Source organism: Silvimonas amylolytica (assembly GCF_014645555.1).
In the GTDB taxonomy this organism is placed as follows: Bacteria; Pseudomonadota; Gammaproteobacteria; order Burkholderiales; family Chitinibacteraceae; genus Silvimonas; species Silvimonas amylolytica.
The window spans coordinates 57,742-75,624 of record NZ_BMLY01000005.1; the positions used below are offsets into that span (position 1 = coordinate 57,742).

Here is a 17,883-nt window from a genome sequence, read left to right on the forward strand (position 1 = left end):
ACACGGGGAGAGCCCAGCGCATTGTCATGTTCTGCGATGCCTTTAGCCAAAGCACACTAACTGTCGCTCCGGGGCATTCGGGTGCGGCATGACGGTAGCGTTTATCTGATAAACCATACGCAAGTGGGGTGGGGTCAGCACGTTTTGCGGCGTGCCCAGTGCGGCCACCGTACCGTTGGCCAGCAGTAGCAAACGGTCACACCACCAGGCGGCCAGGTTCACGTCATGCAGGATCACCAGCACGGCCAGTTGCTCCTCATGCGCCAGGCGTGCCACCGTTTGCAGCAGTAACAACTGGTGGCGCGGGTCGAGGCTGGCGGTTGGTTCATCCAGCAATAGCGCGCGATACTCTCCGGAGGTGCGCTGCGCCAGCGCTTGCGTCAGCACGCGCGCAAACTGCACCCGCTGTTGTTCGCCGCCAGATAACCCGGTGTAACGACGTGTGGTGAAGGCAGCTGCATCGGCCAGATTAAGCGCCCGGTCAAGTAGCGTATCCAGCGCAGCAGGAGAGAGTTCCGGAAACGGGTATGCACCTGTTGCTACTACGGCGCGCACGCCCAATTCAAACGCCAGTGAAGGTGTCTGTGGCAGCACGGCCCGGCAACGCGCTTGCTGTTGGGCTGATTGCATCGTTAATGGTACGGCATTGAGCGTTACCGACCCGGCCAGCGGCGGCAATTCGCCAGCCAGTGTCGCCAGCAAGGTCGATTTGCCGGCCCCGTTGGCACCCAACACTCCCAGCACTTCACCGGGTTTCAGTTGCAGCGATACGCCATCCAGCACGGTTTTGCCGTGGCGACCACAAGACAGGTTTTCTGCGATCAGCATTAGCGCATTTTCCGGGTCAGCATCCACAAAAAGAACGGACCACCAATCAGACTGGTGACCATGCCAATGGGCAACTCGGCGGGGATGACGACCATGCGGGCCAGCCAGTCCGCCAAAGACAGCGCAATGGCGCCGGCAACCACCGTGTTGGGCAGCAACCAGCGGTGATCCGCCCCCAGCGACAAACGCACCAGATGCGGTACGACCAGCCCGACAAAGCCGATGACGCCTGTCGCCGCCACCAGCGGTCCAACGATCAGCGCAACCAGCACGACGAGGCGGCGGCGTAGGCGTTCAATGGCAAAACCCAGGTGGCGTGCCTCGCGTTCGCCCAGCAAAAGCGCATTCAGGCCGCGCCATTCACGCAGCAACAGCAAGCACAGGATGAGGGTCCACGGTGCCAGAAACGCCAGTTGCTGCCAGGTGGCGCCAGCCAGACTGCCCATATTCCAGAAGGTCAGGCTGCGTAACTGGGCGTCATTGGCCATATAGGTAAACAAGCCAATCAGGCTGCCGCAGATGACATTGATGGCGACGCCCGCCAGCAACAGGCTGCTCATGCCCGGATGTCGCCGCCCCAACGCATAGCACACCGCGGTAGCGACCAGGCTACCGGCAAACGCGGCCGGAGCCAGCCAGAACAGCGTGGGCGCACCCAGCACAATGGCCGCGACGGCGCCAAGCGCACCGCCGGATGAAATCCCGATCAAGCCAGGCTCTGCCAACGGGTTCCGGAAGAGGGCCTGCATCACCGTGCCGGTGACGGTTAGCCCGGCCCCGGCAATGACAGCCAACAACACACGCGGTAGCCGGACTTCCATGAGCACGTTGCGCCAGAGTGCTTCTTCATCTGACAAGAGATCGCCAAACAGCAGATCGGGAATTTCAGTCACCGGAATACGCACAGCGCCCTGACTGCTGGATACCAGTACCAGCACAATCAGCGCCGCACAGAGTGCAAGGAGTACCCATAATGCTTTGTTCACACTCATATCACGGGCTGGCGCGCTGGCGAGCGAGGCGCTGCGGCTCATGACGCGGGCGCCTGCAAACCCGCTAGCAGCGTGCGCAGGCTTTCCGGCAAGCGCGGGCCAAAGCCGAGCAGCAAGAGGTCATCCATCACCACCACTCGATGCGCTTTGGCAGCCGGTGTGCCGGCCACGCCGGGTAGAGCGAGGAAGGCTTCCAGCCCACCTGAGGCGGTAATGGACATGGTGGTGGTGACAATGGCTTGCGGCGCCAGCAGTAACGCTGCTTCGGCAGACAATGGCTTGTAGCCTTTCTGTGCGGCCAGCACGTTTTTCGCGCCGGCCAGTTGCAGCATGGCATCGGCCGTTGTGTCGGTGCCGGCACCCTCCAGCTTGCCAGTCCGGTTCATGACCAGCAGCGTTTTCAGCCCGCCTGCTTTGCCTTGTAACGGGGCGATCTGCTGGCGGATTTGCGCCACCATCTTGCCGCCATCGTCTTTCAGGCCCAGTGCCTGTGCGACGCCGTGTACACGTTGCTCCAGTGCATCGAGCGTTGCATCGCCAGGCAGCACGATCACGCGCTTGCCCAGACTTTGCAATTGCTTGAGTGCAGCCGGTGGCCCGGCCTGGTCGGTGGCCAGGATCAGATCCGGATTGAGCGCGGCGACGCCCTCGACCGAGAACGCCCGGTAATACCCCACCTGCGGCAATTTGGTCGCTGCAGCAGGGTACAGGCTGGAGGCATCGACCCCGACCAGCCGATCCCCTGCGTTGAGCGCGTAGATGACTTCAGTCAGCGGGCCGCCCAGGCTCACCACCCGTTTGGGCAGGTCGGCGGCGTGCGCCAGCGTGGTCATCAAACCCAACCACAGGGCGCAGAAAAGTTGTTTCATGGTCGTGATCCCGAATCAGGCAGCCAGGGGTTCCTGGCACAGATTGACCAGCAGTTCGCGCCAGGCCGGCAGTTCTGGCTTGCCTGGCTTGCGTTCGCCAAAGAACTGCACGATCAGGTCACCTGTCGCGTTGTAGACCTCCAGCGAGGTCACCCAACCATCACGCGTAGGCTTGTTGACCACCCAGGTGCTGTCGATGGCGCTGGTCAGCAAATGCAGGTTGAAGCGCGGGTCCAGCACGTTGAACCACGGGCCTGTTTCTACCAGTTTGTGTACCGGGCCTGTGTGGATCTGCACCATGCCGCGGTTGCCGACAAAACACATGATCGACAACCCCGTTTCGGACGCGCGTTGCAAGAGTGCCTGGGTGGCATCAATGGCGACGCGTTGCGCCAGATCAGGGCCTGCGGCATGCAGGGCACCAAGGCGTGACACCTTGAACTTGCGCAGCATGGGGAAGAACGCGTGGGTGTCATCCAGCGCCAGCCAGGCGGCGCGCAGGGCTGCGGGGTCGCTGGCACGGGGGGATTCGTCGGCGGCGTTGATGACTTCAAAATGGGGGAGGGTTTTGGCCGGGCGCGCAAAGGCGGCGACCAATGTTTGCCAGGCCGCCAGATCGGTCATGTCGGTGCGATAGACCTTGTGGACCGCAATGCCTTCGGCATCAAAGAACTGGATGCTGTCGCGGCCGCTTTCAGTCACGGCGTAGGCAAAACGCCACTGGCTAAAGAACATGCGCAGATCAATATCCGGCCCCAACACCATCCCCACCGGGCCATCAGCGTGGATATCTTCATAGCGGCCGTGGCGCTCGTGCACGCACCAGTCGTTGCGGCTCAAGGCCATCACCTCACCCAGCGTACCCAACTGGCGGAATAGTTCTTGCGGTGTGCCAGAGAGTTCGTGGGAGGTAACGCCGCAGTCGGCTGCGACCAGCGCAGCTTCGCTCACGCCAAGGCGATTGGCCCGTTCACGAACGCGCAGTTTGGGTTCGGCGGCAATCAGCTTTGCGTGGTGTTGTTGCAGATCGGTAGCGAAATCGGCGAAAGATGAAAACAGAGCGTGGCTCATGTCGGTCCTCTTCTCAATGAAACAGAAAAAACCGCCTGACCACCCATACGGGCGTGGCCAGGCCGGAAAAAGCAGTGCTTGCTGTCGCGACTGCTGCGTGGATAAGGCGTGCTCTGACACACCTCAGAACAAGTAGCTGGCGGCAACCCGGAAGTTGCGGCCTGGCTGGGTATAACGATCAATCGCGGCGTTATTGGCTTGCAGCAACGTGCCTGGGCCGCCATTGCTCGACTGCATGTCCTGGCTGTTCCAGTACTTGTGATCGAACAGGTTGAACACGCCGGCAGACAGGCGCAGGTCTTTCACCGGCTTGTACCAGCCCGTGAAATCGACCACGCCGTAACCCGGTGCTTCGAACAAGGTATTGGTGGAAACATGACGTTTGGCGGTGGCAGCGGTGACCGTGCCATCGACGCCCCATTGCTCGAGCGCGTAGCCGGCACTGACGATGGCTTTGAGCGGGGCGACCGAATCGAGCCAGGTATGCTCGGTTTCATTCACGCCCACGGCGTAGGCCAGCGAGACGTTGCTGTGCCAGTTGGGCAGAAACTGCCAGTGGCCGGTGGCTTCGGCACCGTAGATGCGCGCACGATCAATATTGATGTTCTGGAACACGCCTGCCGGGTAACCCGCGATCCAGCCCGCATCACCTTGTTGCAAGGTGACTTGTTCAATGAAGTTGCGGTAACGGTTGTCGTACACCGTGGCGGTGCCACCCAAATGATCGGTGCCAAAACGAGCGCCGAACTCATAACCCGAACTGGTTTCAGGCTTCAGGTTGGGGTTAGGCACCAAGGTATAACCGAAGGCCGCGTTGGTAAACTCGCCATTGACTTCAACCACACTGGGGGCACGGAATCCCTGGGCGTACTGGCCGAAGACGGTCAGGTTGTCCATGGCTTTCCAGGTCGCCAGGAGCTTGGGCGAGAACTTGCTGTCGCTCTGGTCTTTGGGTGCAACGGCTGTGCCAGCGGCAATCTGCGCGGCCAGAATGCTGTCGACTTCCGGGTCCTGGCGATAGTTGTCGTAGCGGATACCCGGCGTCAGGCTGAAGCGGCCGCCGTCAAAGCCGATTTCGTTCTGCGCAAACAGCCCGTACTGCGTGACATTGGTGATTGGTACAGTGCGAACGTTGATGGTGCTTGAAGCCGGCTTGCCTGCAGCAAACTCGGTGGTGCGGGTTTGCCACCATTCACCGCCGACCACCCATTCCTGGCTGATCGCCCCATCAAACTTTTTCACCAGCTGGCCGTTGGTGCCCTTCATGTTTTCGTAGTACTGGCCATCACGCTGGTAATCCGCTGCCGTGGTGCGGACTTGATAACGGTGCTGATCGCTTTCCAGTGTTTGCCAGTACACGCGGGCGGTGGCGGCATCGATCCACTGGTTGTTATCAGGCGCGGTGTAGTCGTAATCGAGCGAGAGGCGCTTGCGGGTTTGTTCATCCGTCGCACGGCTCGATTTAACTGAACTGCTAATGTCGCTGAGCAGATTGGTGTCGGTGGTGGTGTTGCGGTATTCGCCAGTCACACCCAGTTTGTGGCCGCCCTCAAAGTAATGCTGCAACTTGCCCAGTGCGTTACGACTTTCGGTGTTTTGCGGATCGGGCTCGGTGCGGTTGGCGCCGGTGCTGCCGTTGTCACCCTTGTTTTCCAGTTCATTGCCTTTACGGCCGCCGACCTGAGCCAGCCAGAACGTGCCTTCAGCCATTTCACCAGCCACAGAGGCGCGTGCGCCATAGCTGGTATCGGCGCTGTCGTAATCGGCATCAACCCGGCCGCCCAGCTTTTTGCCGCCTTTCAAAAGGTCAGACGGGTCTAGCGTGCGCAGGCCGACAATCCCGCCCAGCGCGGATGAGCCATAGAGCGTGGAGCCTGGCCCGCGCACGATATCGATGGCTGCCAGCGAGCCGAAGTCCACCATGTCCTGGCCAATGTAGGTGTCGCGACCAGAGAAGCTGAAGGTGTCGGGCAGGCGGATGCCATCGACCAGCATCAGAATGCGGTTGCCCTCAAGGCCACGGATATTGATATTGGTGCCGCCATAACGGGGTTGGCGCGTCATGGTGACGCCGGGTTCTGCGCGGTCGCCCAGATCGGTGAAGTCGCGGATAAAGTCGTCATCGAGTGTGCTGCGATCGGTTGTGGTAACGGACGGCGGCAGCTCATCAATGGTTTTTTCTGTGCGTGTGGCGGTGACGACCACTTGTGACAGCGCGGCGGTGCCACTGGCCGTGGCGGCGGCCGGTTTGGTGGTGGTTGTCGTCGATTGCGAAGGCGCATCTGCGGCAAAAGCAGAGTGCAGCGCGCAGGCCATCAGGCTCAGCGCAAGCGTGTGCTGGGTGCGGTTCATGCCAGTTCCTTGGAAGTGGAACCTGCCGGATGAGCGGGCCGGACAGATTCGGGGCTAATGTGCGCCGGTCAAGCGGCACAAAGCCCGGCGCGGCTGGCTGCCCGGGGGCGTCTGTGGGGCAGACGCAGGCGCGGGTCCGGCTGGCATGCGCGGTTGGTTGTGATTGTTGTGTGGACCAGTGGTTACTTGGTCAGGATCAACTTGCCCTGGCGTGTCTCACGCAAGGTGTAGTGCACGCCGTTGTGCTTGATCACCACGGATTGGCCGGGCTGCAAGAGCGTGCGGCTATCGACCACCTGCGGGATGCTGGTGGTTGTGTTGATGCTGGCAATAGGGCGTTGTCGTCGATCCATTTCGCAATGGTAAACGATAATTATTCTCATTAACAAGATGGCATGGCGAGAATATGTGTCTGAATGTCGCCAGGTGATCCAGTCCCTGACCGTGATCTGTGCAGATGCGCACCTGCAACTTGATACGGAGCCACGGCGTGTTCACATGCGTTTATCATGCCGTGTCTTCACGCCCGGATTGCGCACTCATGACAGCAGGGACTGAACCCAACCGCATTATCAATTGTCATCCGCCTGATCCGGCCACGCTCGTGACCTTGCGCCGATATGACCTGCTGCCAGAGGCCGCCACCGTGCGCGGTTTACTGGAAAGCCACGGCATTCCAGTGCGGCTGCGAGACGTGAATTTCGTTCAGGCAGACGGGTTGATGTCCATTGCGGCCGGCGGCATGAAGCTGGAAGTCCCTGCGGATCGGGTTGAGGAAGCTCAGGCGTTACTCGCCAGCATGGCGGCCGGCGAGTTGATAGACGCCGACGCCCCCGCTGATGCGCCGCCTCCCATGCCCCCGGCTAACCCCATGCCAGCGCTGTGGAGCCCGGATGGCGCTGCGTTGCTGTGTTTGCTGGCCGGATCGTGGCTACCCATGCTGCTGCATTACCAGAACTGGCGGCGGCTTGGCGACCTGCGGCGTACCCGTCAGGCGCTGGTCTGGCTCGTCGGTTCCCTGGTTCTGATGGGCGCCATGACGATCTATTTTGTGGGGTATGTGCACGATATTCACGCGCTGGCAGCGGTCGGCACGCTCGTGTTCACCCCATTGACCCTGATCTGGTACTGGCGGCAGGGGCGCGCCCAATCGCTGCTGGTTCTGCCCTGGTCTTATCCGCGCAGACCGTTGTGGCTGGCCGGCTGGCTGGGCGTACTGGTGTCCGTTGGCTTCTGGGCCGGCGTGACATTGATGCTGCAATGGGGCGTGCCACTGCAAGACAAAGTGGCGGACTTTGCTGCGCATCTCAATAGCGAGGGCGTGTTCCAGCGCAACGAGAACTTTCAGCAACTCAGATTCGCAACGGAAGGCACCACGCTGGTCGAAGTGGTCAAGGTATCCGGCGTTTATATCACCCCGGAGTTTCTGGCACAGGCGCACCAGAGTTCGGTCTGGCAAAGCTGCAAAGATCTGGCACTGGCCCCATTGCTGCAACAAGGGATGACGCTGGAAAGCCGCTTCGTGGCTGCCGATGGCACGCCATTGGGTGAGACACGACTCACCTGGCACGACTGCCCAGCGTACTGAGCGCGATAGCGGGGCGTTAGCGGTTCAACTTGGCCGCCAGGATATCCACCTTGTGAATGGCCGGTGGCCCATCCAGCAGCTCGCTGGCGTTGGCCATCAGCGCCGCAGCAATGGGGCCCTGCAGGTGCGCGGTGCGGGCATCTTCATCGGGGAATGCATCAAAGATGCCGTAAATATCCGGCGCCAGCTTCAAAGCAAACCAGACGGTCGTGCCGGCTTCCTGGTTGGCCAGCGGCAAGGCGCTTTTCAGAAATGCTTCTACTTCTGCAGCTTTGCCGGGTTTGGCTTTCAGTTCGGCGTAAATCGCAAGATCAACCATGGCGGGACTCCCGTACCGGGTTTGATGAACGGAAGTCCCATTCTAGAAAACAGACGCGGCTTCACAGGACTCCACCGGCAGGCGGCAGGTTTCTGCTTACGTTTCCAGGTTTTCGTGGAAATCCGCAGCGCCGGGTTTCCAGTACGCAGCGATACGCATCAGTTCCTTGGGCTGTTGTTTTTCAGCGACCAGCAGTTCACGCAGCGTTCGCATCACAGAAAGCTCCCCTGCCGCCCAGACAAAGCCTTCGCCAGTGGGCAATTGCAAGGCGCGCACGGTGGCAAATAATTCGTCTGCGTTCGCCACTTGCTGTTGTGAAATCTCCGCCTTGCTGGTGCCCAGTACGCGATCTGTTTCATCACCGAGCATGCTGATCACCATGACTTTGGCGCCTGCTGGCAGTTCTTCGACGCGACGACGAATGGCTGGCATGCCGCTGCCATCCGCAATCAGCAGGTGCCAGTCAAAATCAGCCGGGATGATCATGGAGCCACGCGGGCCAGCAATGATTGCTTGTGTTCCTGCCTGGGCTGCCCTGGCCCAGTTGGCCGCTTTGCCATCGTGCGAGAGATCAAACTCGATGGTCAGTTCGCCAGTCTGGCGATTAAAGTAGCGGGGCGTGTAATCCCGTCGGAGTTGTTCGCCGTTTTCGTCTTCAAAAATGAACTTGATGTGATCGTCGAACGAGGCCGAAACAAAGTCGGCCATCGCCTCGCCACCAAAGGTAACGGCGACAAAATGTTTGCCCACCGGCGTCACCTGGCGGACAGTGGCAGGGCGCATACGGATCTCGTGGCGCACGCGTTCAATGCGGCGAGATGGCTTTGTGGATTCCATGGCATGACCTTTTAGTTGATAATGTCACCCATCATGCAAAATACAGTTGATAATGTCAACCGTCAAAACGGCGACACGGCCGAGGCGGTCTTTGAAGCGATCCACACCGTCATGCACCTCTACCGCTCCTGTCAGTACCGGGCGATGCGGGATGACGCGCAGGAACTCACCCATATGGAACACAAAGCCATGGGTTTTTTTGCGAGGCACCCAGATGCCACGCAAAGCGATCTGGTGGCGCATTCCGGGCGCGATAAGGCGCAGCTGGCCCGACTCATCAAAGGACTGAAAGATCGTGGTCTGCTGGATGCTCAGCCCGATGCGGCGGACCGGCGTAACGTCCGGTTGCGTTTGTCCGCTGCGGGAGAGCAACTCTTTGCCGCCGCGCGGCAACAGGCGCGTCAGGTGGCAGATCTGGGAGTAGCAGGTTTGTCTGCGGCACAATGCACGCAACTACTGGCAGCGCTTTCGGTGCTGCGCGATAACCTGGAAGCCGATCGCCAAGGTTGATTGGTCTCGGCAGACATTCTGGCCGCCCGGCAGCGCTTTGCGCTGACCGGGCTTTTTTACGTGCACTGCGGGTGTGCATTGGTCAGCAAGATAATCCTGTATTGGTGCTTACAATCAATTTGAACCCGGCAGATAAACGGTCTGTTGCGAAGCTGCCTTGCCGCTCGTCTGGAAGTCCTGCCCCCTGGTGTACTTACTCCTGATCGTAAGAAATAGCTAAGAATTTAAAATGAGCACTCTCTAATTTACGGGCTAAACCCGCATTTATTCTCGTTATTTTCGTGTTTCTTACATCAATTAATACAAGTTTGTTTTATTTATGAATGGGTTTTGTTGGCGAGTTATGCAAACTACATAAGCAAATCGTTATTTTACTTACAAAAGAATTCTAATTAAATTTTGCTTAAAGAAATGCTGATAAAAGTTTTTTCCTTACAAATTGAATCGGAAAAAACACGAAAAAGCATCATGGGACGCACCAGAGATAGCAACCAGAATCCACCGGGGGAAGGCCGGGTATGTCGTGCCGGTCAGCAATTGCGGGAAGAAATAACCAATCAGGAAGAACAGGCCAGCCTATGCCGGGCGGGTCAGAGTCAGTCAACCAATCCAGGGGTTCATCATGCAAATTCGTCAACTTGTAGCCGGCGTAGCGCTGGCGCTGGCTGCCACCAGCGCCTTCGCCAAGCAAACGCCTGCACCACTTCCGCCGTTACCGGCAACCGGCAGTCATGTCTATGACGTGGGTACCCTGCAGGCGCCTACTGACTTCTTTTTTAGTTACAACGTGAACAGCCAGTCGTTTGACGACATCATCACATTCAGCGTCAACCCGACCTCTTATGCGGAACAGGTGTACTTCAACCAGTTCCAGGTTGGTCCGCTGCATGACATTGCCTGGGCGACGCTCTCGTTGTGGGATACCACCACCCATACTTTCTTCGGTACCGTTAACCTCAATGAGCCGGTGTTCGATGCTGCGGAGATTTTCTTCTCGGGCCACCAGTACAAGCTCGAAGTGATCGGCGCGCTGGCCAATGGGTCTCGCGGTGGTTCCTATGGTCTTAGTGGCTTGCTGAGCCCGGTGCCGGAACCGGAAACCTGGGCTTTGCTGGGTCTGGGCATGGTGTCGCTGGTGGCGGCCCGCGCCCGTGCACGCAAGCGTGCCAGTGGCCGGCTTGAGGCCTCTGTCGCTTAAGCGCTCTGCCAGGCGTAATGCATAAAAAGGACAAGGCCCGCTTTGGCGGGCCTTGTTGTTTGTTGCGTTAGCCAGGGCAACCGGGTTATTGGGCTGCCGGTTGGGTTTCTTCGTGAATGCCGCTGACATCGACTTCCACGCGACGATCCGGAGCCAGACACTCGATCAACTTCTTGCGGTTCTTGATCTTGGCGCAGGTATCGCCCGTGACCGGATCTGCTTTGCCCTTGCTCTGGGCTTCTACCTTGTCGGCCGGGGCGCCTTGTGCCACCAGATAATCGACGACAGCTTGTGCACGGCGCTGGCCCAGGTCCTGGTTGTACTTGTCGCTACCCAGACGGTCGGTATAGCCAACAACAATGGCCTTGCCTTCCTTGGGATCCATGGCCTTGACCTGCTGGTACAACTGGTCAAGCGCGTCCTTGCCCTCAGGCTTGAGCGTGGCCTTGTCGAACGGGAACAGCACGTCGGTCTTGAGCGTGAAGTGCTTGGTGACGACTTGCGGTTCTGGTGCTGGCGCAGGGGCTGGTGCCGGAGCAGGCGCCGGTGCCGGGGCCTCGACGACCGGTGCCGGTGGCGGGGTCGGGCTGCCAAAGTAATAGTTCAGGTTGAGCGTAAAGCTGTTGCTCTGGAATTTCGTGCCATGGTTAGACGGTGCCATGGCGGTCCATTCGCCCGCCAGACCCCAGTGCGGCGCGAGCTTGTATTCCAGACCTGCACCACCGTGAAGCCCGTTGCCGGCGAAATCATCGCTCTGCCCGGAGCCGCTCAGACGCCCGAAGCCCAGCTTGATATACGGCAGCCAACTGTTCATCTGGTAGCCCAGCTTGACGTCTGCGCCGCCCAGATTGGCACCGTACTTGGACTGCTCACCGTCTACCGGCCCGTCGTGGTTGCTCTTGGCGATATAGTCAAAAAAGCCGGAGAAACCCAACAGCCAGCTATCCCACTGGGCGTTGTAACCCAATTCGCCGCCACCGGTGTAGGTGCTACTGCTGCCGGTGCTGAAGTCGCCCTTTGTCTTGGAGGTGTTGATCCCGCTATTGATGCCAAAAAACGGACCGGAGAAATCATCAGCGCATAGCGCCTGTGCACTGATCAGAGTGGCCAGAATGGTCAGGCCCAATCGAGCTTTCTTCATTGCGAACTCCTTTTCTTTATTTTTACCGGGACGCCGCGCCAGCAAAGCTGCGGGACCCCAGACCCTCGATTGCGTTTGTAACGACAATCTTTGGGAATATAGGACTGGCAGTTGGCCAACGATAAATGACACTCGTATATCGGCAGACATACGGTCGGCGAAAGCTTTAGTGCGGGGTTTTTGAGACACTTTTTCAGGCGGATGCAAAGCAGACAGGACCACTTGGCAGGGCTTGGCGCGGATGTCGGACAAGCGAGTAACCACAAGCCTTGCAGGCGTACTCGCACAATCGGAATGCCGTCCTGTTTGCCAGTGGTACGAGGGTGGATTTCTGGCATCTGATACCACTTTTGTTGCACCCCGGCCACAGGGTTTTTCGCGCGCTGGCGGGGTGCTGTGGAGCTGTATCCCACCCTGATCGCACAGTCTGTTGTCATTGGGTCGACGCGTCTCCTTATAAGATGAATGCATTCATCCATCCCGTCTGGAGAACGCCATGACCGCCATGCTTCCCACCTTCCAGGATGTGCGCGCCGCTGCTGATCGTATCGCCGGGCATGCACATCGCACACCCGTGTTGACCTCGCGCACGCTGAATGACGAACTGGGCGCGGAGGTTTTTTTCAAGTGCGAAAACTTTCAGCGTATGGGCGCGTTCAAGTTTCGGGGTGCATTCAACGCGTTGTCCCGCTTTGACGCCGACCAGCGCCGGCGTGGGGTGATTGCGTTTTCCTCTGGTAATCATGCCCAGGCCATTGCCGTCGCAGCGCGGTTGCTGGGCATGCCTGCCACTATTCTGATGCCGCAGGATGCGCCGGTAGCCAAGGTGGCCGCAACGCAGGGCTACGGCGGCAAAGTGGTTTTTTTTGATCGTTACCGGGATGACCGCGAGGCGCTGGGCCGCAGCCTGGCCGAGCGTGAAGGGCTGACACTGATTCCGCCGTTTGATCACCCGGACATTATTGCCGGGCAAGGTACGGCTGCGCTGGAGCTGTTTGAAGAGACCGGGCCGCTCGATGCGCTGTTTGTACCTTTGGGCGGCGGCGGTTTGTTGGCGGGCACCGCGCTAACGACGCGTGCGCAAGCGCCATCATGCCGACTTTATGGCGTAGAACCCGAGGCCGGTAACGATGGACAACAGTCATTCAGAACCGGGCAGATTGTGCGCATTGCCACGCCCAAAACCATCGCTGACGGTGCGCAGACGGGTTATCTGGGGGCGCTGAACTTTCCGATCATCCGCGACCAGGTCAATGACATCCTCACTGTGACAGATACCCAACTGGTCGATTGCATGCGCTTTGCCGCCAGCCGTATGAAACTCGTGATCGAACCCACGGGCTGCCTGGGCTTTGCGGGCGCACGCGCCATGGGGCGCCAGCTGGAGGGGCAGCGGGTGGGGGTCATTGTCAGTGGCGGGAACGTGGATCTGGCTGATCTGGCCCGGTATTTCGCCCTGACGTGAGGTTTATGACCAGCGCGTGAATTATCTGTTTCAGAAAGTTATGCGTCATATTTGAGTCATGTTTCCGAGACTACCATGCGCCGCAGAACCGTCGTCAGAACGGTTTTCAGGCCCGGCGCAGGCCCGTACGCCGGCATCTACTTTTTAGCCCGGAAACTATGACATGTCTGACAAACCTTTAGTGGATGAGGCATCCAGGCAAGCTGCGCCGGCTGTGACGCGACGCGGTTTTTTGAAGCTGGCAGGGGTCTCTGGTGTGGCCACGGCGACGGGGGGACTCGTGCTCGCCGGCAAGGCTACCGCCGCAGCACCGGATGGTACGCCCGAGCAAATTCACCTGACCTGGGGGAATGATCCCTGTTGCGAGGTCGTGATCTCCTGGGCTTCCCTGGCTGCAGCGGTTAATCCACGCGTTCACGTGGCAGGGGGAAACCACGCCCGCACTAGCGTACATGCTGTACAGCGTACCTATACCGACGGGCTGAACGGTGAGGTGGTTTTCACCTATCACGCCCGCTTGCATGATCTGCGTCCGGGCACGACTTATCAGTATGAAGTGACTGCCGATAACGACAGCAACGCAACACGGCCCTTTGCGGCCAGTTTCAGCACTGCACCGCGCGGCCGCGCGCCATTCCGGTTTACCAGCTACGGTGATCTGGCCACACCCAACACCAACTGGGTGTTGTCCTCACCACAGAGCAAATTCGCGGTCCAGGCGGTTGAGCGCTTTGCGCCGCTGTTCCATTTGCTGAACGGTGATTTGTGTTATGCCAACCTGAATCCGACGCACCAGCCGGAAGTCTGGCGTGACTTTGGCAATAACAATCAGACCTCCGCCGCGCTACGCCCGTGGATGCCATGTCCTGGCAATCACGAGGTAGAGTTTCATAACGGCCAGCAGGGTTTTGATTCGTATCTGACGCGCTACTCGCTGCCGGATAACGGCACCCGTTTTCCGGGGCGCTGGTATAGCTTCAAGGTCAGTTCAGTGCTGTTTGTGTCGCTGGATGCGGACGACGTGGTGCTGCAAGATGGCGCCGCTTTCGTGGCCGGCCCCGCCGCGCTGGTCCCTGCGGCCAGTACGGGTAACCCACCTGTCGAACCGGGTACCTCGTTTTACATCAACGGTTACAGCAACGGTGAGCAGACGCGCTGGCTGGAACACACCCTGCGTGCCGCAGAACATGATCCGGATATCGACTGGATTGTGGTGCAGATGCACCAGGATGCACTGAGTTCTTCCAAAGGCGGTAACGGTTCTGACAAGGGCTTGCGCGCAGAATGGCTGCCCCTGTTTGATCGCTACGGCGTGGACCTGGTGTTGTGCGGTCATGATCACGATTACGAACGCAGCTTCCCGGTGCGGGGTTGCAATCATAACGTGGGTACCGATGCCGTCACAGGGCAGACGGTCGATACGCTGCAACCCAAGCCGGTCCCGCATGCGCAAACAGGCGGTAGTACGTTTGACACTAGTCACGGCACCATTCACCTGATTCTGGGCGGCGGTGGTACCAGTTCGCCAGCTGATAACTATGGGCTGGATGCAGGAACCGGTAGTCCGCAAGCAAAGGTCATTACGAGGCCCAATCGTCCGGTTCCTGGCGCCACGGCGGGTACTTACGTCCGGCTTCCTGCAGATGCCCTGGAAGATGCGATCTGGTCGGCACAGCGTGATACCGGTACTGGCTACGGCATTGCCGTGTTTGATCATGATCCCGGTCAGCCCGGCGGCAAGACGACGTTGACCATGAACTATTATCACGCAGCCGGCGCAGATCAGACTGCGAATGCCGAGTACTCGCTGTTCGAAACAATTGTGCTTTCGAAGGATCGCCAGCGAGACGGGCACGGCCATCATCACGATTGAAAATGACCTGCTTGACGCCGCGGCCAGGCCGTTTCGGCTGGCCGTTTTTCATGGGGCCGCAAGTTAATGCAGGGCACCCAGAATTTTCAACCCCGTCCCTGCACCCTCTAGTTGCGGTGCGTCGTCCATGAGCGCCACTCTGGTCACAGCGGACAATTGCCAGGCCTTGATCAGCGCTGCCAGTTGTTCGGGCTGGCAGTAAAAGCGGATCTCGCCACTTTTGTCGGTCGCGGTATTGTAGTGCGCGCTAAACAGCACTGTGCCCTGGACGGCACTTTGCACTTTGTCGGCCCAACCAAGGCCAAGGTGGCGCATGTGACCGCGAATGGCAAAGGCGCTGCACAAGAGAAACAGCGGCTTATGGCTGACGGGGTCGGGAATCTGGTAGATGTTCATGGCGGATACTCCATGCAATCCGGTCGTTGCGACGCGTTTTGCGCCGTTGTGACCAGTATCCGCAAGCGATGGGTATCGTGCTGCCTGCCAGGTTCTGTTTGTGCTGTCAGCGAGGGCGATCGCCATTGTGGGTCATGTGCTGATTGGCAGGCTGCAGCGCTGGCATGCCATGTAGGAAAAATCCTGCGTGATGGACTCAACGCGCGGCACTACAGTTTGCGAAGCATGTCCAGATCATCGACATCCCGTCGCAACTGATCTTGCAACAAGCGGGTGACGTCTGCCGCGTGGTTGCCCCTGTCCAGTTCAAACTGGCCTTCACGAATCAGCACAATTTTCATGGCGGCCTGATCCACCACGCTGGCAAAACTCAGATGTTCATCCCCAATCTGCAACGGCACTGCCCGCTGGCGGATTTCATCATAGTTCTGACCTTCACGGATGGTGAACAACCGATATAGATACGGGCGTTGCTGCGGCACATTCAGTGTGCCACCAAAACGTGCCATCTGCGCCATGAAGGCAGCGGTTTTCTCTGGTGGTACAGAAAACGCTTCGACCAGCTTTTTCAGATTTTCTTCCCGTTGATCAATCAACAGGTTCAAGTCCTGGGCCTGGCGTTGCATGCCCAATAGCTGCATGGCCTTGCTGCCAACCAGCACAAATGAAACGTGGTACCGCAATAGCTGGGAGAGTAGATCGCGTTCTATGCGGGAGAGCGTGAACATGGCCGGTTACCTGAGGACCACAAGGGTTTGAAATCCATCTTAGGACAGCAGCATGACGGCGTCAGCTTTGCCAGGCAAAGGTTGAATCAGATGTTGTCATTTGGAAAGTTGATAACTTTCTTTAACATTACACAGCAAACCCGCATGGATGCTGGTTGTAAGTTGGGGTTGGTGTTCCTGACTGTCCGGAAATTGGGCGAAAATGTGAAACACTTACGATTGTAGCCATCCCTTGAAATGCCTGGTCATGTACCGTTCAATAAACAGGAATTACTTATAAAGCAATGAAATACAATGGTTTTATTATATTCTTCAGGCCTTTGTGCAGGCTGCTTTCAGCGGCAGATGGCGCCCGTGTTTATCATGCAATGCAACAGGACTTCAGGCGTTGGAGTATCGCAGTCTGTAGGTTGCTACTTACGTTGTTGAGCTGCCGTTTGTCGTTTTTGTGATTCTTTTTCTTACCAAAAAAGACAGAAAGTATTGTTTTTGTCTACAGCAAGAGTTAGCTTAGGGGCGTCAGATTCAATAACAGCAGTCAGTTCGTTTGGGGGGGTAGCATGAACATCAAAATGAAGGCGGCGGGCCTTGCCGTCATGTTGGCGATGAGCGCGGCGGCGCAAGCCCGACATTATGATTTCGGGCACTTGATCGCGGGCGACGGGCCCTCGTTTGCTGATTTTGCCAGTTTGAAAATTACGCAAAGCAACACGTCAACGTGGTTGTTCTCATTGACGCTGGATCAAGACTTCACTTCCTTGTTTGGCAGCGGCGCATTTATCGGCTCCATGGCGATTGATCTGGGTGGTCCGTTTACGCATGAACTGGTCAGTGGCGTCAGTGGCACCGGCCCGTGGACGCCTTCGGTGACCCGCGCAAATGGGGGTGGCCCCAGCGGCATCTATGACTTCCGGTTCAACTTTGGCGGCGGTTCCAACAAGTTCAAGGTGGGGGATACAGTGAGTTGGGCGGTGACGTTTGAGGGCATAGGCAACAAGCTGATTGTGCCGGACGTGTTTGCCAACTCATTCGCCCTTCATGTCCAGAACACCAAGTACTGTGACGACAGCGCCTGGTACGCCAGTTTTCCGGTAACCCCGGTGCCGGAGCCTGAGACATGGGCACTCCTCGGTCTGGGTCTGACTGCGGTCACGGCAAGCCGCTGGCGCGCCATGCGCAAGGATCGCAAAGCAGTTTGACGTTACCGGCTCGGCTATGATGGGGTGTTCTTGAACCACAACACCAGGACACCCCTTATGCATACCAGTGCGCGTAATCAGTTTGCCGGTACCGTCACCGCCATGACCCAAGGCGCGGTGAACGATGAAATCGAGATAACCCTGCCTGGTGGCGAAGTCATCGTCGCCGTCATTACCCGTCACAGCACCCAATCCCTTGGCCTGAAAACCGGCAGTCCGGCGCTCGCGCTGATCAAGGCGTCCTGGATTATCCTGGCGCGGTCTGAATCAGGCATTCGCCTGTCCACCCGCAACCGCCTGGAAGGCACGGTGAAGGCCGTCAAGCCTGGTGCCGTCAATGCCGAAGTCGAAATCACGCTCAAAGGCGGCAGTACACTGGCAGCGATTGTGACCATGGAAAGCGTCAGCGGGCTGGGGCTGGTTGTGGGCCAACCGGCGGTGGCTTTCTTCAAGGCGTCCCAAGTGGTGGTTGGTGTGACCGGTTGATTTGTCTGACCTGCCATTTCTGGCAGGACTC

Annotated in this window: 18 protein-coding genes; 7 read left to right on the plus strand and 11 right to left on the minus strand. The window is 58.6% G+C overall.

The features are described from left to right. Positions 1 to 42: 42 nt before the first annotated feature. The 6 genes from IEX44_RS14585 to hemP form a co-directional block, all read right to left on the minus strand. A complete protein-coding gene (locus IEX44_RS14585; RefSeq protein ID WP_188695365.1) occupies positions 43 to 828 on the minus strand; it encodes a heme ABC transporter ATP-binding protein in 786 nt (261 codons plus the stop codon). Then, positions 828 to 1,862 carry a FecCD family ABC transporter permease gene (locus IEX44_RS14590; RefSeq protein ID WP_229679178.1) on the minus strand — a complete coding sequence of 345 codons (1,035 nt, stop codon included), beginning with the start codon at positions 1,860 to 1,862 and terminating at the stop codon, positions 828 to 830. The genes IEX44_RS14585 and IEX44_RS14590 overlap by 1 nt, the downstream gene beginning before the upstream one ends. Continuing rightward, positions 1,859 to 2,689, minus strand: coding sequence for a heme/hemin ABC transporter substrate-binding protein (locus IEX44_RS14595; protein WP_188695368.1), 831 nt, complete (start codon positions 2,687 to 2,689; stop codon positions 1,859 to 1,861). Before IEX44_RS14595 ends, IEX44_RS14590 begins: the two co-directional genes overlap by 4 nt. A 15-nt stretch (positions 2,690 to 2,704) precedes the next feature. After that, positions 2,705 to 3,760, minus strand: coding sequence for a hemin-degrading factor (locus IEX44_RS14600; RefSeq protein ID WP_188695371.1), 1,056 nt, complete (start codon positions 3,758 to 3,760; stop codon positions 2,705 to 2,707). A 123-nt stretch (positions 3,761 to 3,883) separates the two neighbouring features. Further along, on the minus strand, positions 3,884 to 6,112 hold the full coding sequence (locus IEX44_RS14605; RefSeq protein ID WP_188695374.1) for a TonB-dependent hemoglobin/transferrin/lactoferrin family receptor: 2,229 nt from the start codon (positions 6,110 to 6,112) through the stop codon (positions 3,884 to 3,886). 182 nt (positions 6,113 to 6,294) lie between these two features. Continuing rightward, positions 6,295 to 6,465: a hemin uptake protein HemP gene (gene hemP, locus IEX44_RS14610; RefSeq protein WP_188695376.1), complete on the minus strand. Its 171-nt coding sequence runs from the start codon at positions 6,463 to 6,465 to the stop codon at positions 6,295 to 6,297. A gap of 188 nt (positions 6,466 to 6,653) precedes the next feature. On the opposite strand from hemP, the gene IEX44_RS14615 reads away from it, so the two are divergent. After that, positions 6,654 to 7,700 (plus strand): putative signal transducing protein, encoded by a 1,047-nt coding sequence (locus IEX44_RS14615; RefSeq protein WP_188695379.1) that lies wholly within the window; start codon positions 6,654 to 6,656, stop codon positions 7,698 to 7,700. 16 nt (positions 7,701 to 7,716) lie between these two features. On the opposite strand, the gene IEX44_RS14620 is transcribed toward IEX44_RS14615, so the two are convergent. Both IEX44_RS14620 and IEX44_RS14625 read right to left on the minus strand, forming a co-directional pair. After that, positions 7,717 to 8,019, minus strand: coding sequence for a putative quinol monooxygenase (locus IEX44_RS14620; protein ID WP_188695381.1), 303 nt, complete (start codon positions 8,017 to 8,019; stop codon positions 7,717 to 7,719). 96 nt (positions 8,020 to 8,115) lie between these two features. After that, positions 8,116 to 8,856, minus strand: a complete 741-nt coding sequence (locus IEX44_RS14625) for a siderophore-interacting protein (RefSeq protein WP_188695384.1) — start codon at positions 8,854 to 8,856, stop codon at positions 8,116 to 8,118. Positions 8,857 to 8,889: 33 nt separating this feature from the next. Between IEX44_RS14625 and IEX44_RS14630 the strand changes: the two genes are divergently transcribed. Both IEX44_RS14630 and IEX44_RS14635 read left to right on the plus strand, forming a co-directional pair. Beyond that, positions 8,890 to 9,366 carry a MarR family winged helix-turn-helix transcriptional regulator gene (locus IEX44_RS14630; protein ID WP_188695387.1) on the plus strand — a complete coding sequence of 159 codons (477 nt, stop codon included), beginning with the start codon at positions 8,890 to 8,892 and terminating at the stop codon, positions 9,364 to 9,366. 622 nt (positions 9,367 to 9,988) lie between these two features. Beyond that, positions 9,989 to 10,564: an FxDxF family PEP-CTERM protein gene (locus tag IEX44_RS14635; RefSeq protein WP_188695390.1), complete on the plus strand. Its 576-nt coding sequence runs from the start codon at positions 9,989 to 9,991 to the stop codon at positions 10,562 to 10,564. An 85-nt stretch (positions 10,565 to 10,649) separates the two neighbouring features. Here the strand turns inward: IEX44_RS14635 and IEX44_RS14640 are convergent, their stop codons facing one another. Then, complete coding sequence (locus IEX44_RS14640) at positions 10,650 to 11,705, minus strand: OmpA family protein (protein WP_188695394.1); 1,056 nt, start codon at positions 11,703 to 11,705, stop codon at positions 10,650 to 10,652. A gap of 496 nt (positions 11,706 to 12,201) precedes the next feature. Between IEX44_RS14640 and IEX44_RS14645 the strand changes: the two genes are divergently transcribed. Further along, positions 12,202 to 13,170 carry a threo-3-hydroxy-L-aspartate ammonia-lyase gene (locus tag IEX44_RS14645; RefSeq protein WP_188695398.1) on the plus strand — a complete coding sequence of 323 codons (969 nt, stop codon included), beginning with the start codon at positions 12,202 to 12,204 and terminating at the stop codon, positions 13,168 to 13,170. Between the two features lie 163 nt (positions 13,171 to 13,333). Then, positions 13,334 to 15,043, plus strand: coding sequence for a purple acid phosphatase family protein (locus IEX44_RS14650; protein WP_188695400.1), 1,710 nt, complete (start codon positions 13,334 to 13,336; stop codon positions 15,041 to 15,043). Positions 15,044 to 15,106: 63 nt separating this feature from the next. On the opposite strand, the gene IEX44_RS14655 is transcribed toward IEX44_RS14650, so the two are convergent. Both IEX44_RS14655 and IEX44_RS14660 read right to left on the minus strand, forming a co-directional pair. Continuing rightward, positions 15,107 to 15,439: a hypothetical protein gene (locus IEX44_RS14655; protein ID WP_188695403.1), complete on the minus strand. Its 333-nt coding sequence runs from the start codon at positions 15,437 to 15,439 to the stop codon at positions 15,107 to 15,109. Positions 15,440 to 15,648: 209 nt separating this feature from the next. Beyond that, positions 15,649 to 16,167 carry a hypothetical protein gene (locus IEX44_RS14660; protein WP_188695408.1) on the minus strand — a complete coding sequence of 173 codons (519 nt, stop codon included), beginning with the start codon at positions 16,165 to 16,167 and terminating at the stop codon, positions 15,649 to 15,651. Between the two features lie 560 nt (positions 16,168 to 16,727). Between IEX44_RS14660 and IEX44_RS14665 the strand changes: the two genes are divergently transcribed. Together IEX44_RS14665 and IEX44_RS14670 are read left to right on the plus strand one after the other, a co-directional pair. Continuing rightward, a complete protein-coding gene (locus IEX44_RS14665) occupies positions 16,728 to 17,366 on the plus strand; it encodes a PEP-CTERM sorting domain-containing protein (RefSeq protein WP_188695411.1) in 639 nt (212 codons plus the stop codon). A gap of 57 nt (positions 17,367 to 17,423) precedes the next feature. After that, positions 17,424 to 17,852 (plus strand): TOBE domain-containing protein, encoded by a 429-nt coding sequence (locus IEX44_RS14670; protein ID WP_188695414.1) that lies wholly within the window; start codon positions 17,424 to 17,426, stop codon positions 17,850 to 17,852. Positions 17,853 to 17,883: the final 31 nt, after the last annotated feature.

What these genes read in the sequence shown, in the direction of transcription:
- IEX44_RS14585 (WP_188695365.1), bottom strand. Translation starts at nt 828, where the DNA reads ATGCTGATCGCAGAAAACCTGTCTTGTGGTCGCCACGGCAAAACCGTG.
- IEX44_RS14590 (WP_229679178.1), bottom strand. Translation starts at nt 1,862, where the DNA reads ATGAGCCGCAGCGCCTCGCTCGCCAGCGCGCCAGCCCGTGATATGAGT.
- IEX44_RS14595 (WP_188695368.1), bottom strand. Translation starts at nt 2,689, where the DNA reads ATGAAACAACTTTTCTGCGCCCTGTGGTTGGGTTTGATGACCACGCTG.
- IEX44_RS14600 (WP_188695371.1), bottom strand. Translation starts at nt 3,760, where the DNA reads ATGAGCCACGCTCTGTTTTCATCTTTCGCCGATTTCGCTACCGATCTG.
- IEX44_RS14605 (WP_188695374.1), bottom strand. Translation starts at nt 6,112, where the DNA reads ATGAACCGCACCCAGCACACGCTTGCGCTGAGCCTGATGGCCTGCGCG.
- hemP (WP_188695376.1), bottom strand. Translation starts at nt 6,465, where the DNA reads ATGGATCGACGACAACGCCCTATTGCCAGCATCAACACAACCACCAGC.
- IEX44_RS14615 (WP_188695379.1), top strand. Translation starts at nt 6,654, where the DNA reads ATGACAGCAGGGACTGAACCCAACCGCATTATCAATTGTCATCCGCCT.
- IEX44_RS14620 (WP_188695381.1), bottom strand. Translation starts at nt 8,019, where the DNA reads ATGGTTGATCTTGCGATTTACGCCGAACTGAAAGCCAAACCCGGCAAA.
- IEX44_RS14625 (WP_188695384.1), bottom strand. Translation starts at nt 8,856, where the DNA reads ATGGAATCCACAAAGCCATCTCGCCGCATTGAACGCGTGCGCCACGAG.
- IEX44_RS14630 (WP_188695387.1), top strand. Translation starts at nt 8,890, where the DNA reads ATGCAAAATACAGTTGATAATGTCAACCGTCAAAACGGCGACACGGCC.
- IEX44_RS14635 (WP_188695390.1), top strand. Translation starts at nt 9,989, where the DNA reads ATGCAAATTCGTCAACTTGTAGCCGGCGTAGCGCTGGCGCTGGCTGCC.
- IEX44_RS14640 (WP_188695394.1), bottom strand. Translation starts at nt 11,705, where the DNA reads ATGAAGAAAGCTCGATTGGGCCTGACCATTCTGGCCACTCTGATCAGT.
- IEX44_RS14645 (WP_188695398.1), top strand. Translation starts at nt 12,202, where the DNA reads ATGACCGCCATGCTTCCCACCTTCCAGGATGTGCGCGCCGCTGCTGAT.
- IEX44_RS14650 (WP_188695400.1), top strand. Translation starts at nt 13,334, where the DNA reads ATGTCTGACAAACCTTTAGTGGATGAGGCATCCAGGCAAGCTGCGCCG.
- IEX44_RS14655 (WP_188695403.1), bottom strand. Translation starts at nt 15,439, where the DNA reads ATGAACATCTACCAGATTCCCGACCCCGTCAGCCATAAGCCGCTGTTT.
- IEX44_RS14660 (WP_188695408.1), bottom strand. Translation starts at nt 16,167, where the DNA reads ATGTTCACGCTCTCCCGCATAGAACGCGATCTACTCTCCCAGCTATTG.
- IEX44_RS14665 (WP_188695411.1), top strand. Translation starts at nt 16,728, where the DNA reads ATGAACATCAAAATGAAGGCGGCGGGCCTTGCCGTCATGTTGGCGATG.
- IEX44_RS14670 (WP_188695414.1), top strand. Translation starts at nt 17,424, where the DNA reads ATGCATACCAGTGCGCGTAATCAGTTTGCCGGTACCGTCACCGCCATG.